Raw genomic sequence first — 13,138 nt, forward strand, 5'->3', positions numbered from 1 at the left:
CGTCGCTGTGGCACGCCTCGGCCGCGGGCAGGGCAAGTTCGCCCGCTCGTCGGCGCAGTGCTTCCAGGGTCTGGGTGAGGTGGGCGCAGTTGGCACAGGGCCGCTTGCTGGTGGCGCGGCGATAGTCGAGGGTCTTGCTGCAGTAGCCGAGGAGGTGGCCGGGGATCGGGCCGTGGGCGGCTGCGCTCCTTCCCGCGCCGGCTGCGGGCAGCGCCTCAAGCTCGCCGGAGTGGGGCGGGGTACTGGCGGAGAGCACATGTTCTGCAGCGGTCGAATTCCTGTCGAGGTGGGGACGTACTCTGCGGCTGGCTCACGCGTGGCGTCATCAGACCAAGCGGCGCTGAGCTGCGGCGACGTGACAGCCCTGGCCCCTACATCGGGCGGCGGTGGATGACGGCTGGGTGGGCGTGGGCATGCACCGTTGGGCCACATGAATGGTGTGGCGCAATGTTGCGTGGGCGCGTGTATGGCTGGTGGAACACAGGAGGCATGAAGAAAACTGCGGATCGCTGCCCCTTCACCGCCCCGACTCCTGGCAGCGCCGTTTTCGCGGGAAGAGAAGTCGGTACGTGCCATGTCCGCTGATAGGCCCGTAATTCTTGTCATCCATTCTCGCCCAAGGCTTCGAAAGTGCCTTGTTGAGCAGCTTGAGGAATGGTGCGCCGGCAGTATCGAGGTAATCGGCCTACAGCTCAACGAGCTCGATCTCGCCTGCCAAAAATCGTGGTTCAAGCGTCTCGTATGCGCATTCTTTGAGCCCGGAACGAACCAGGCACGCATCAAAGCCAAGGTTAAAGAGCACAACGTCCGTGCGGGAGTGGAGCCACTGCCCGAAAAACACGAATTTCACCAGAACCTGGATGACGGAATCTTCCGGTCTCTCAAGTCAGAGGGGAAGTTCGAACAACGCGTAGAGCAATCGTTCTTCGACTGGAAACCAGCACGCGATATGTTGCAACTTGAAGGACCTCACGAAACCGTGAGGGCGATCCGCCTGCGATGGTTTCTGTTGCGCCATGGGATCCCGTACCAATGGATCCCCAGAGAAGGCGGACCTGATATCGCAGCCAAGGTCAGATCGGGGAAGGAATTTAATCCCACTGCCAGTAATCTGTATATCGAACTAGGACTCATCAAAACCCCGACTAGATCTGACCACAAATACGACCTGGTCGTCGTGGGCGCTGGTCCCGCAGGCCTGTCCGCAGCGATCAGCGCCAGCGCTAATGCTGGCCTAAGTACGCTAGTCATCGGGGGCGAGTATCCGGGTGGCAATGCGGTTATGTCGATCAATCTGATCGAGAACTACCTTGGCTTTCCTGGTGGAGTCACTGGGACGAAACTACTCAAGCTCGCCGTTGCACAGGCGGCTCAGCTGAAAGTAGATATCAGGCCCAATTGGACAGCCGCACGACTCAGGAAAGACCCTACCAATAGCCGCCGCTACCTGATTGACGTGAAAACCGGCAACGGAGGCGAAGTAGCGTCGGCAGCCATGGTGCTTCTGGCCTGCGGACGGCAACCCAAGTCAATTTTCAACAACCCTGACTCGCCGGAAGCGTTGAGCGAACAGCAGTTTACCGCGAGCGGAGAAGTCCAATACGGGATGGAAAAGTGTGACGCGGCGACGGCAGCAGGGACGGAGGTCGTGATTGTCGGTGGGGGAGATTCTGCGGGCCAGGCGGCACTACTTCTCAACGCCTGCGGGGCAACATTCGTAACCGTTGCGGCGGAAGAGATTGCCATGTCCTATCATTTGCAGGCTGCCATCCACAGGGAGGAAAAGATCGAACTCAAGAACCCTCCGCTTACAGTCAATAAATTCATCGATACCGACCACCGCCTCACGCATGTCCAGCTATCCAACGGGGAGGAAATTCCGGCTACCAAAGTCTTCGTGCTGGCTGGCGGCAAACCCGCCACTGACTGGCTCATTATCAAAGACGAGCATGGGCCAGACGATGATTGCGTCAACATCCAGCTCGATAGAGGTTTCATTCGAACGGATGCCTACCTCGACCCCAAACGTGAACTGATGTTCGCTACCAGTGCCCCTGGAGTGTTCGCTGCAGGCGATGTCCGGATTCATGCGCACGGCCGCGTCGGTCAGGCTGTAGGACAAGGCGTAGCAGCGGTTGCTTCGATGGAGCGCTATCTGAAAGACACGTGGCAGGAGATCCTCAAGGACGAAGAAAGCCAGGCCTGGGTCTTGCGGAAAGTCATTCATGACGCAAAAGAGGCGGCAAGCTAGTACATGGCGATAGCGGACGACCGCTGGGTAAGCTCCCTTGAGTCTGACTGCGTCAGCGACAGCGCGACCTCCAATACGGCGGGATCTAGAAATTCGGCACATCGGACGCGAATCTCGTGTCCTGTATTGAGCACCAGGAGGGCCCTCGTACAGCTCTGGCAGGTCTGGTGGGATGTACCGTCGCCGATCGGGGCGAGGTCGGACGAGTGCGTGGCGCATGCCGTCAAGGGCTCGCCGCTCCCGAATATCACGCCGTAGTGGGCGACGCCGTTGGTGCGGCCGATGGAGAGGCGGATCAGGGGGTAGGGCAAAGGGCCTCCTGGCGGTCAGAGAAGTGGACATGCCGAAGGGGGCTGCCGCCGACCTGGAGAAGGACGGACGGCAGCCCGTTGCGGTGCAGGGCGGCAGTGTCAGCCAGGGAGGCTGAAGGTAAGACGTCCCGCGGCGAGTTCCGGGAGGACTCGGCGCCGCACCGGGGCGGGCGAGGCGATCGAGGCGGCGAAGGCCGCGACCAGGTCGTGAGGGGTGCTGGCGCTGAAGGTCGCGCACCAGAGGTAAGCGGCGCCGATGACCGGCTCGGCCCATGCCTGCCAGCCCTCAAGGTCCGGGCGCGGGTCCCCGTCCTGGATCCCCGCCGGCAGCGGCCCCCGGGTGAAGCCCGCCGACATCCCTGCATCCCAGGCGGTGGTCTCCGGGTGGTCGAAGTCGCGGGGCCAGCCCATGCCGGTCAACGCCGACATGACGGCCTCCGGGCCGCAGTAGTTGACGGCGGGATCCGTACGGGCCTCGATGGCAAGGAGGAAGTCCGCGACGGCCTCGTGCGGGGTGTCGGGGGTGAAGTACGCGTTCCACTCGGACAGGGCGCTGTCGCGGTGGGGGCGGGCGGAGATCTGCCAGGCCACGGGCAGTCCGCCCAACAGGAAGGCGTTGTCGGTACGGATCCACTCGGCGCCGCACAGACCGTTCGAGCTCAGGAAGAGCAGCGTGCTGCGGGCGGTCGTCCAGCTCGTCCAGCCGGACTCGGCGAGCGTGTCGCAGATCCGGTCGGCGAGGACACCGTCATCGCCGGCGAGGTGGCGGGGAGTGACCCAGTAGGACGGACCGGGGTCGGGGGTGGACGGGTAGCGGGAAGAGCGGGAGTTCAGGGGCGCCTCCAAGGCAGTACGGAACGGGAGAACGGGCTACAGGTTGCCGGTGGCGCCTCGGCGCCGGCGGGGCGGGGCTTCGACCGGCGCGTGCCAGGTCAGGTCAACGGCTACAGACTTGGGCAGGGGGCCGAGCTGCTCGCCGCGTTCGGCGAGGTAGACGACGTTGCGGCCCTGCGGGTCCACGGTGCTGACGATGGAGCCTGCCGTGTGCTCCATCGGGAAGAGCGGGTTGATGGCCATCCGGAAGATGGCATCGCGGTCGAAGGCGGAGAGTCGGTCGATGATCTCGCCGATGGTGTACTCCGGTTCCAAAGTGGTCTCCTTCATCGTCAACAGGATGCGTGCGTGGGGTTCGTGCCGCAGCGCACGCGGGGAGAGGTTCAGTGCGAGCGTACGGGCGTGGAAGTGGCCATGACCTCTGCCACCACTGCGGCTACGACCTGGGCGGGGGTCTCGGTGTCGAAGGTGACGCGATAGCCGGGGGCGGTGGCCGTGCCCGTGACTGCGATCACCCAGCCGTCGCCATCTGTGCCGGGGCGTCCGGTGGGGAACCATCCGAGATAGAAGCGGCCGTCACGGGAGTTGATGTGCATATCGGCCCGGTCGTCCACGACGAGTTTGAAGTCCTCGTCGGTGAACTGGTCGATCACCATGGCCGGCTGTCCCGGACCAAGCCGCCAGGTACGCAGCCGAAGGGCCTCGAGCGTGGTGGAGAATCCGGGCTTCGCTGTGTCCACGGTCAAGGGCAGACACCTCTCTGACCTGGGGTTTCTTGGGAAGGTGTCTACGTTGACATCCGTTGCCGGGTTGCACCAGTCCTTTGGGGATCTTTCCTGTCTGCCCCGGGCGAACTGTCCTCTGCCATCCAAGCGAGGCGGACGACAGCGAACCCAGGCGGAGGCCTGAATCGCCCAAGGCGGCCAGTATGCCGATCCGCCGCACAGCTGTGCTCCACCAGTCAGCTACAGCCCAGAAGAGCGCAGCGTTCCTAACGCAGAGCCGCGACGAGGGGTCGCCAAAGACCGTGCACCAGGTTGGGAACCACGAGGTGCGCTCTTTGCCGGGCGCGCGTCATCACGACGTACAGCAATTTCGAGCCGGTCGGGTACGGCTCTCCTTCAGAGCCGTGGAACTCGTTGTTGCCGAGGAGCAAAATCGTGGTGTCCGCTTCCCGGCCCTTGGTCTGGTGCAGATTCATGACCTGGATCGAGGCTCTTCGGGCTGTCCCTGCCCCGACCAGAGCTTCGTCTCGTGCCTGGAGCAGCTCCTGCTCGAACGCGGCAGCGTCGAAAAAGTCCTCGCCGGAGCGACGGAACGCGACACGCGTCCGACGGGCCGCCTGAATCCAGGTCTCCTGGCCGCGCCCGGCTCCGACCGTGCTGTACGCGTTCGTGACCACCTCGGCCAGCCTCATAACGTCGGGCCGCGCACCCTCGCCAACCGAGGCCCGCAGGTCCTGTGCGAGTCGCTTCAGAGCGTTACGGAGGGGCGGGTTGGTCGTAGGGTCGAGCATCTGCTGGGCGAGCGGCACCACCCTGGGCCCCTTCCGCTCCGTGGCCTGGACGTAGACAGCCAGCGCTCGGCGGGCACGCGAGTCAGGGATCGCCAGTGCGAACTTCACCAGGGCAAGTTGCGCGGCAAGGGCCTCACCGTATGCCTCGGTGAGACCAACTTGCTCATGCAGGAGGCCATCGGCGAGGAGCGCGTCGGACAGGCCGGAGGTCGCCACGTTGGTGTGGGTGAAGATGCTGACGGTGTGGCCACCTTTCCGAGCGCGGCGCGCAATGTCGATGACCTCGGCATGTCCCTGGCTGTCGACGTAGTCGGTGACGGAGATACGCCCCGCAGCGGCGGCCATGCGGATGGCGTCGTGGGTGAAGTCGCGCCGCAAGGCGGCTTCCGCTGCAGTCGGCAGGGTTCCACTCGGGTCGCGGTAGCTGAGCGGCGGCAACATGATCTTGTCGGCACCAGGCAGTCGCATCGCTGTGGCGATCCGGGCGTCGGCGTCAATGTGCTTGAAGCCCGCATAGATGCACTGGTTGGCGTCGCCCAACAGGATGCGTGGCGCGGCCGGTGCAATCTGCTGGAGGAACTGCCATTCGCCGTCGTCGGTGTCCTGGAACTCGTCGCATATCACCAGGCCATACCGGTCGTTGTAGTGGTCCCGCACCTTTTCCAGACCGAGCAGCTCCATCGCCGCTGGCACCAGTTGGTTGTAGGTGAGGCCGGGTTGGGCTCCCCCGACGAGGCGCTGCGCTTCGCTCAGCACCGCGAGGGGCTGCGGGTATCCGTGGTGCGGGCCGAAGCTGTTGATGATGCGCCACGCAAAGCCATGGAAGGTGGCGACTTCCAGGCGGGGTGCCAGCGTTCCGATCACATTGGACGATCGGTCGATGATCTGTGCCACTGCTGTGCGGGAGAAGGAAAGGAAGAGTACCCGCTCAGAGGCGGGAAGCCTCGTCCTACGTCCGGACTGATGAGCCGTTCGGCGCCGGAGGGCCAATCGTTCGTCGGCGTCTTCGAGATGGCGGCGCGCTGCTGCGACGGCGGTGGTGGTCTTGCCCGTGCCGGCGCCCCCGAGTACGACGAGCACCGGCGCGGTGCTGTCGACGACGTCTCGCTGCCTCCCCTTGGCCTCGTACGTCACGCTGCGCCCTCGTCAGGACGGCTGACATCCTCAAGGTCGATCGTCGTGGGGCCGCTGTAGCTGGAGCTCGCGGCCGTGGCAATGGCGTCCAGAATCGCCACCAGCAGCGGCGGGTGCACCACAGGCTCCTCCTCTTCCGCCCCCTCCCCATCTTGGACTTCTGGGTTCGCAGGTTCCGGCTGCAGCTCTCGATAGAGAGCGTCGAGGAAGGGCTCGTGCAGGCTCTTGCCGTGGAGCGTCATGCAAAGCTTCGTGACGGTCCGCTCGGTTGCTTCGATGGCCAGGGGATCCTGCTGCCCGAAGGCGGTAAGAACCGAGCTGGCCGCGGCGAGGTGAGCCAGCGAGACGCCGGCGGTGATCGCACGTTCGATCGCGGTCTTCTCCGGAAGCCTGATGACGACGTCGCACGACTTCTCAACCTTGTCGAGCTGCGCAGCCGACTGCTGGGACGGCTTGTCGGCGTCGACAACGCCGACAACGCGGAAGCCGAGTTGCCTGGCAAGGTCGGCGATCTGAGGGACCTGGTCGATGCCACCGTCGGCACCCGTCCCGGCGGCGACGAGACGAACACCGTAGGCGGACAGAGGCAACCTGCTCGGAGGGTACCGACGGTTGGCCATTCCGAGGACTGCGACGTCGTGCGGCCCCTCGGTTACTGCGACGGCGGGCGCGGTGAGCGCGGGGAGCAGCTGAGTGTGGAGCTGGCGGTGGGCGACGAGCTGCTTGCGGTCACTGACCTGCGGAAGCTGGTGGTGCGCCCGCTGGCCGCCGTGGCGGACGAGGCGGACCACCTCACCTGGTTCGAATGCTCGCGCAACTTCAGGGCGACGGGTCGACAGCCAGGCTTGTCCTGACCGATTGCGGATCAGTGACGCCAGATGCTCGGCGGTGGCAGCGTCGAGCTGGTCCCCGAAGTCATCGGCGAGTACGACCGCGCCGGGAACGTCCGCGAGCAACATGGCCTCGGCCATGGACAGGACGGCGGTCACCGTACTGCCATGGTTCGCCAAGGCCAGCGGCCCGGCAGCGTCCAGCCGCAGCGCAGCTCGCAGAGTACGCAGAAGGGCGGTGACGGATCCGTCCTCGGCCAGGAAGCCGATGTCCCCAGCAGTGATCGGGCGGTCCCCCAGCCGCTTGCCTGTGCCGCCCACGGCCAAAAGAGCGTCCACGGCCTCGGTGATGGCCGGGGCCGCGGACAGATCGGCCACGGCCTGGCTCACCGCGGCGCGCAGGACTTCGAACGCGGCGATGGCAGCCTTGGAGTCCCGCTCCTCGACGTACCGTCGCAGGTTCCCGCCTGCTCGAAGCTGCAGGGGAACGCCCGCATTGAGAGTGATGACCGGAAGTGCCCGGCGTACGGCAGCCGACACGCGTGCAAACTTCCCCGTCTCCGGGTTGCTGCCCGCCGGATAGTAGACGACGGACTCCAGCACCTCGGTCTCGCGATCGTAGACGAGCCGATAGGTAAGGCGGACGCACTGGGGAGCGGAAGGGTCCGCCTCATCGCTCTCGGAGGCGGACCCCGACGCGTCGAGCGGCTGGAGGTGGCCGTCGATCAACTGCTCGACCTCCGGATCGAGATCAGAGAGGGTGACCTCCACCTCGGCCGTCCAAACCCGGAGCGACTCTGCCGACTCAGGTAGCGCCCCCTCCGCGCCATCACCGGACTGGGAACTCTCGCCTTCGCCATCTTTTTCCGCAGGCACACTCTGATGGAGGTCCGACAGCGACGGAGCATGCGCAGCTTCCGGGTCGAGCACGCGCGCCAGCGCCTCGATGACATCGCTGCGGCCAGCGCGGGGCACGCCGGCCACGACCGCGTGCTCGCGAGGGCGCAAGTCGAGGGACTTCCAGCCCCGGAAGTCCGATATCAGCAGTCGAGTCACTCGCACCGCACCATCATCGCGGAGAGCACCCTGGTGAAGCATGGCATTTACCGCAAGAAGACTAGAACGGGCGTGCGAGGCAGAACTGGACCGCAGACACGCGAAGGCCCCAGGAACCGGGACGGTTCCTGGGGCCTGTCGCGTGGGGTAGTTCAGTTCTGGGTGGTGGTCCGGTCAGCTGGCGGCTGCGTCGTCCTCGGCCGCATTGCGGCGTCGGCGTACGGCGAACAGTGCACCGCCGCCTGCGGCGAGCAACACTCCGGTTCCGGCCAGCAGCCATCCTGTGGCGTCCGCGCCGGTCTGGGCGAGGGACCCCGTGGGAGCGGGGGAAGAGGTGTCTCATCGCGCTTGCCGGACACCGTCGAGCCTTCTCCCTCCCCGAGCTGCGGTTGGCAGTCCACCCGAGGCAACTCGTCTGTCAACGAACATAGTCCGCCCAGGTCAGCGCATCGCCGAAGACTACCTACGCTGACACAGAACATCGACGACGGTGGGCGCTGTCAGCGGCGAGCTCTAGGATCCCGGCATGATTTCCCCCGAAGAGATCGAGCAGATCATGACGCGGATCGAACTCGAGGGGGACGGTGAATTCTGCGACTGTGGGGCATGGGCGGCCCGCCTGGTGCGGGGCCGTGAGTGCCAAGGGTGCTACCGGATGCGCCGGGGCATCGAGAAGTACGGACTCACCATCCCCCAGTACAACGCCATCTGGCGCGCACAAAATTTTCGGTGCGCCCTCTGCGGGAACAATGAAGAGCCCTGCGACGGCGGTATCCCTCACGTCGAACCACGCCCCTGGCAGATCGATCACGACCATCACTGCTGCGGCATGAAGGGCTCCAGCAACCGCTGCTGCGTTCGCGGGATCCTCTGCCGCCCGTGCAACCTGAACGAGCTGGCGCCGTATGAGCGCAAGCGCCGTCGCGGCGCCGGCTTTGCGATCCCGGACATCGACGCCTACCTAGCCAACCCGCCGGCGCGCCGCCCAGAAGCCCGTGTCATCCGCAGCCGCGACGATGCCTACCTGCCAACCTCCTGGGCCTTCATACACGATGCGCAGGTGGTCAAGCACGGGTATGTGGGGTGGGCGTGAGCGTTCCACCGCTGAGGCCCCACCGCCCCCTGGGCTGTGAGGAAGCGTCTAGAAGTTGGCCCGTGTCTCGCCTCATCCCCGCGGAGAAGGTTGCGGCGGCCCCGGTCGGTTCCTGAACGCGGTCAGTCCTCCCACTGTCCAGCCCGGCAGCGTCCGGGCGAAACTCACCTCGCCTCCTCGCGCTGGTGCCGTCGCGGGACCAGCGTGGCGGCGAAGTGCTCGCGCGGCAGCGCTGGCTCACGGACGCCCTGGGTCCACTCGGTGCTGGGGTGCGAGGACTTGCCGAGCCTGGGCCTGCCGATCGACAGCATGAAGAAATGCCAGGCTCGAGACTGACCAGTTGTGCCATCGACCTGAGACAACGGAAGAACAGCTGGTCAACGACCTCAGCCTGTGCCACGAGCGGCGAGACGCTACAAAATGATCATCGCTGAGAAAATGGCCGGGCACGCTGGTCCGTGATGACGCGGCTGCCCATTTCGACTACCGGATTTCCGTCGAGACCGGGTCGAGGAAGAAGAGGCACTGCTTCGCGTTGAATTCGCCCACCTCGGCGACGAAGCGGAACGTATCGCCCGCGCGGACGGTGGCGGGGGTGTTCCGGCCGGTCAGCTTCAGGTCGAGGATGTTGACGTCGTCGTACTTGAAGGCCGGGCCGATCCCCGTATTCGGTCCCTTGTCGCCCGGGCCCAGGAGGAAGTCGTAGCGGGTGTCGTCGTCACCGTGGGGCGCCATGTGCACGATCGAGCCGTCGAACGCGACCGTCTTGCCCTTGTACTTGGTCGCGAAGTCGAGGTTCGCGCTGTCGCACGAGTCCGGCGTCTTCAGCAGCGCCGCGAACTCCGGGTTGTTCTCAGGCGTGATCACCTCCCCGGCAGCCGACCTGGCCGCGGTCGGAGCCGACGTGGCGGAGGGCTCTGCGCTCGCAGGGGCCACCGTCGGCTTGTTCGCCTCGTCCTTCTTCCCGCCTCCGTCCTCGAGTGCCGCGGCCACGCCGATGACGATGGCCAGGATCACGAGGCCGCCAACCGCGGTGCCGATCAGGAGCCGCGGCAGCGGCTTCTTCGGCCGGCGGAAGTCGAGGGTGGAGCGCAGCATGCCCTGGGCCTGTTCGACGAGCTCCCAGCCGTCCTTCTGCATCTTCGAGATCACCAAGCCGTCGGTGCCGCGAACTGTCTGCACGGTCTTGTACTCGTACTTGATCTCGTCGGCCATGCGACTCCGCCCCCCAAATGAACTGTTCATACCAACTGCCTCGCGAGCATAGGGGACTCCACGAGGAACTTGGCATCACCGACGTCACCCCAGCGTCGGCCGCGTCTGGGGCGTACAGGCGCGAGCGGGGCGGGATACTTCCTGCCGTGCGGAGCGCGGATGAACCACCGGCTCGGCGTCACGTTCTCCATCACGGTTGGAGCGCGATGCTCCGGGGCAGTCGGCCTGGTGTCCTGACATCCGGCGGGCGGATCGGCACTACGTTTGCGCCCTCGTGTGCAGCCGCAGCCAGCGCCTGCGCATGGGTGCCCCGCTTGATGGTCGCGGCAGAGCACTGTCCGCACTCTCCGGTTGAGGTGTGCTGCGGCGCTGCTTGGGTGAGTTGGCGCGCGTGGGAAAAGGCGTCGCGAGGGTCGTCCGCGCGGATTGTGTACCAGGTGCCAGCGTGCTCGGTGGCGGGCAGCCCAGCCGCGATCTCGGGGCGCATCGGGAGATGCAGCAGCCCGTCGTGGTGTCGGATCAGGAAGATCCGGTCGAGATGATCGCAGGTGTCGGCCGCAGGCTGGTTGGTCTCCAGCCATACCAGGGCCTGGCTTTGCTTGCCGGGCCCCCACAGGAGGTCGCACGGATAGGTGGTGTTTTCCACGAGGGAGTCGAACTCGAAGAGCGTGGGATCCTCCGCTTCACCTGGGGAGAAGACCGCTTTCACCAGTACGTACTCCCACTCGTCGCTCTTCGCGGCTGTGGGCAGGTTCTCGGCTTGGCAGATCGTGATCTTGTCGCCTTCCGCGTTCCATCCGACGGCGACAGTCCTGCGGTCAATGGGGGCCGGGTACAGCCGGCCCCCGGGCGTCTGGTGTCCCCACAGCTGATTGATGATCTCGGCCAGGCTGCCGAGCGTGTGGGCCGCATCGACGGGTGTGGTGAGGTGGTAGCCGTTGGGGTGAGCGACCATGTTCCGCAATGCCTTGATCGCCTTCTCCCGACCCCGGTTGCGCTGGCCTCGCAGGAGCCGTTCCCGCCGTGCCCAGGTGTATAGGTCGTGGAGCATGCCCTTGAATGGGGTCCACGTCCGGGTTGGCCCCATCTGGATCTTGCGGCCCCTGAGCTTCCTGTACTGCTCGTAGAAGTCTGCGTAGTCGGTGGCAGAGATCTGGTGTTCGTTCCCGTCGCCGTCCTGGACAACGACGGCGCCGTTGTGGATGTCGATGAACCTGTCCCGCAGCGCCTGTTCGATCACTAGTAGGGCTGCGTCGCTGACCATCGTGAACAGGTCGTAGCACAACAGTCCGTAGGCATGCACCCGGCGGAGCTGCTCGAAGCGCTGGCGGGTTCCCTCTGCGACATCGGCGGCCAGGGTGTATTGGGCGACCACGTGTTGCTGGAAGTCCAGGGCAACCTCAGGGGCCACGGCCCCGCCCAGGCCGTACGGCGTGAAGTGGAGCGTGCGCTCGTCCGCTGCACGCAGCTCCTCCAGTGACAGAGCTTCCATCTGATCCTCCTTGAATCAAAAGAACCTTGGATCCTACGGCTGACCGCACCTACGCCGCAGGGCCTTTTGGCAGTCGGTTCTGTTCGGAAGCACGTAGAACAAGGGCGCCGAAGACGGACAGATGCCGCCGGATTCTCCTTGAGGAGGCGTTGTCCACGGAACCAATGCTGGCGTCCCCTGGGCAATGCAAAGGACCCCAGGAACCGACGACGGTTCCTGGGGCCCACGGAGGCAGTGATGTTCAGTTCCGGGTGCTGGTCCGGTTAGCTAGTGGTTGCGTCGTCCTCGGCCGTGTTGCGGCGCCGGCGCACGGCGAACAGTGCACCGCTGCCTGCGGCGAGCAGTACTCCGGCTCCGGCCAGCAGCCATCCGGTGGCGTCCGCGCCGGTCTGGGCGAGGGACCCCGTCGGGGCGGGGGAAGAAGTGCTGGACGTGGTCTGGTCGGGGACCGGGGCTGCGGATGTGGATGTGGATGTGGAGGGCTGCGGGGCGCTGGGGGTCGGCTTGTCCGACGGTGTGGGTGGCGGCGTGGTGGGGGTCGTCGGGGTCGGCGTCGGGGTGGTGGGCGGCTGAGTCGGCTGCTCCTTCTTGGTGTTGGCGAAGGCGGCGGTGGCCGGGGCTCCGGGCCTGGCGGTGATCTTCACTGAAGTGGAGTCCAGCTGGTAGCCGTCGGGGGCCTTTGTCTCGGTGGCGGTGTAGGCGGTGCCGGCGCGGGACGCGACGGGGAGCTTGGTGGTGGCGGTGCCGTTCTTGCCGGTGGTGAGGGTGACGGGCTTGCCGTCGCCGCTGGCCGGGATGATGTTGATGACGGCGCCGGCGAGCGGCTTGCCGTTGGTCTTGTCGGTCTTGGTGACCGTGAGGTCGGCGGGCTTGAAGTGGTCGATGATCGTGAGCTTCGCGGTCTGGCCGGGGGTGATGATGACGTCCTGGTCCGGTGCCAGGTCGTGGATCGGGCTTCCGGTGGCGGTCTCCTTGAGCCGCCAGACGCCGGGGGCGACGCCTTCGAAGCGCAGGATGCCGTCCGCGTTGGTTTTGCCGGTCAGGGCCTTGCTCCCGTTGAGGGTGTCGAGCAGGGAGAACTCGGCGCCCACGAGGAAGGCTCCGTCGGGGTCCTTCTTGGTGATCTCGACGGTGCCGGGCTGCGGTTCGGGGGCTTCGGCCCAGGCGGTCGAGGCGCTGAGCAGGGCTCCTGCCGCGAGGGCCGCTGCGATGCCGACAGCCGTGGGTGCGTATCGGCTGGTGGTGCTGGGGCGCATAAAGGGAGTGGTCTCCTTGATCGTTTGTAAGTGGTGCCGGGGCGTGGTCAGTGGGAGCGGCCGGTCGGGGGGCGTGCGGACGGCGGACTGGGTAGCTTCGCGTGGGCTGGTGCCGGTGGCGAGGTAGGGATCCAGATCTGGGCGTATTGC

Annotated in this window: 11 protein-coding genes and 1 pseudogene; 2 read left to right on the forward strand and 10 right to left on the reverse strand. The window is 65.8% G+C overall.

From position 1 onward, the window contains the following. The first annotated feature begins 574 nt into the window (after positions 1–574). Complete coding sequence (locus Sspor_RS08280; protein WP_202198442.1) at positions 575–2,251, forward strand: NAD(P)/FAD-dependent oxidoreductase; 1,677 nt, start codon at positions 575–577, stop codon at positions 2,249–2,251. 410 nt (positions 2,252–2,661) lie between these two features. On the opposite strand, the gene Sspor_RS08285 is transcribed toward Sspor_RS08280, so the two are convergent. The 6 genes and pseudogenes from Sspor_RS08285 to Sspor_RS41055 form a co-directional block, all read right to left on the reverse strand. Beyond that, the gene (locus Sspor_RS08285; RefSeq protein ID WP_202198443.1) at positions 2,662–3,408 is read right to left on the reverse strand and encodes an SPDY domain-containing protein; all 747 of its coding nucleotides are present in this window, start codon (positions 3,406–3,408) and stop codon (positions 2,662–2,664) included. A 24-nt stretch (positions 3,409–3,432) separates the two neighbouring features. Beyond that, entirely contained in the window at positions 3,433–3,726 is a 294-nt protein-coding gene (locus Sspor_RS08290) for a hypothetical protein (RefSeq protein ID WP_202198444.1), read from the reverse strand. A 53-nt stretch (positions 3,727–3,779) separates the two neighbouring features. After that, positions 3,780–4,142 (reverse strand): SPDY domain-containing protein, encoded by a 363-nt coding sequence (locus Sspor_RS08295; protein ID WP_202198445.1) that lies wholly within the window; start codon positions 4,140–4,142, stop codon positions 3,780–3,782. A gap of 245 nt (positions 4,143–4,387) precedes the next feature. After that, a complete protein-coding gene (locus tag Sspor_RS08300; protein ID WP_202198446.1) occupies positions 4,388–6,046 on the reverse strand; it encodes a UvrD-helicase domain-containing protein in 1,659 nt (552 codons plus the stop codon). Continuing rightward, entirely contained in the window at positions 6,043–7,932 is a 1,890-nt protein-coding gene (locus Sspor_RS08305) for a hypothetical protein (protein ID WP_202198447.1), read from the reverse strand. The genes Sspor_RS08300 and Sspor_RS08305 overlap by 4 nt, the downstream gene beginning before the upstream one ends. A 174-nt stretch (positions 7,933–8,106) precedes the next feature. Continuing rightward, positions 8,107–8,232 (reverse strand): annotated as a pseudogene (locus tag Sspor_RS41055) (LPXTG cell wall anchor domain-containing protein); the annotation flags it as partial. 226 nt (positions 8,233–8,458) lie between these two features. Here Sspor_RS41055 and Sspor_RS08315 point away from each other — a divergent pair. Beyond that, positions 8,459–9,025, forward strand: a complete 567-nt coding sequence (locus tag Sspor_RS08315; protein WP_202198448.1) for an endonuclease domain-containing protein — start codon at positions 8,459–8,461, stop codon at positions 9,023–9,025. A gap of 164 nt (positions 9,026–9,189) precedes the next feature. On the opposite strand, the gene Sspor_RS08320 is transcribed toward Sspor_RS08315, so the two are convergent. From Sspor_RS08320 to Sspor_RS41060, 4 genes are all read right to left on the reverse strand, one after another. Beyond that, positions 9,190–9,336, reverse strand: a complete 147-nt coding sequence (locus tag Sspor_RS08320; protein ID WP_202198449.1) for a hypothetical protein — start codon at positions 9,334–9,336, stop codon at positions 9,190–9,192. A gap of 172 nt (positions 9,337–9,508) precedes the next feature. Next, complete coding sequence (locus Sspor_RS08325; RefSeq protein WP_202198450.1) at positions 9,509–10,240, reverse strand: DUF4839 domain-containing protein; 732 nt, start codon at positions 10,238–10,240, stop codon at positions 9,509–9,511. A 190-nt stretch (positions 10,241–10,430) separates the two neighbouring features. Then, positions 10,431–11,732 (reverse strand): hypothetical protein, encoded by a 1,302-nt coding sequence (locus Sspor_RS08330; RefSeq protein ID WP_202198451.1) that lies wholly within the window; start codon positions 11,730–11,732, stop codon positions 10,431–10,433. A 263-nt stretch (positions 11,733–11,995) separates the two neighbouring features. Beyond that, positions 11,996–12,988 carry an MSCRAMM family protein gene (locus tag Sspor_RS41060; RefSeq protein ID WP_202198452.1) on the reverse strand — a complete coding sequence of 331 codons (993 nt, stop codon included), beginning with the start codon at positions 12,986–12,988 and terminating at the stop codon, positions 11,996–11,998. Between the last annotated feature and the right edge of the window lie 150 nt (positions 12,989–13,138).

Origin of the sequence: Streptomyces spororaveus, from assembly GCF_016755875.1 — a bacterium.
In the GTDB taxonomy this organism is placed as follows: Bacteria; Actinomycetota; Actinomycetes; order Streptomycetales; family Streptomycetaceae; genus Streptomyces; species Streptomyces spororaveus.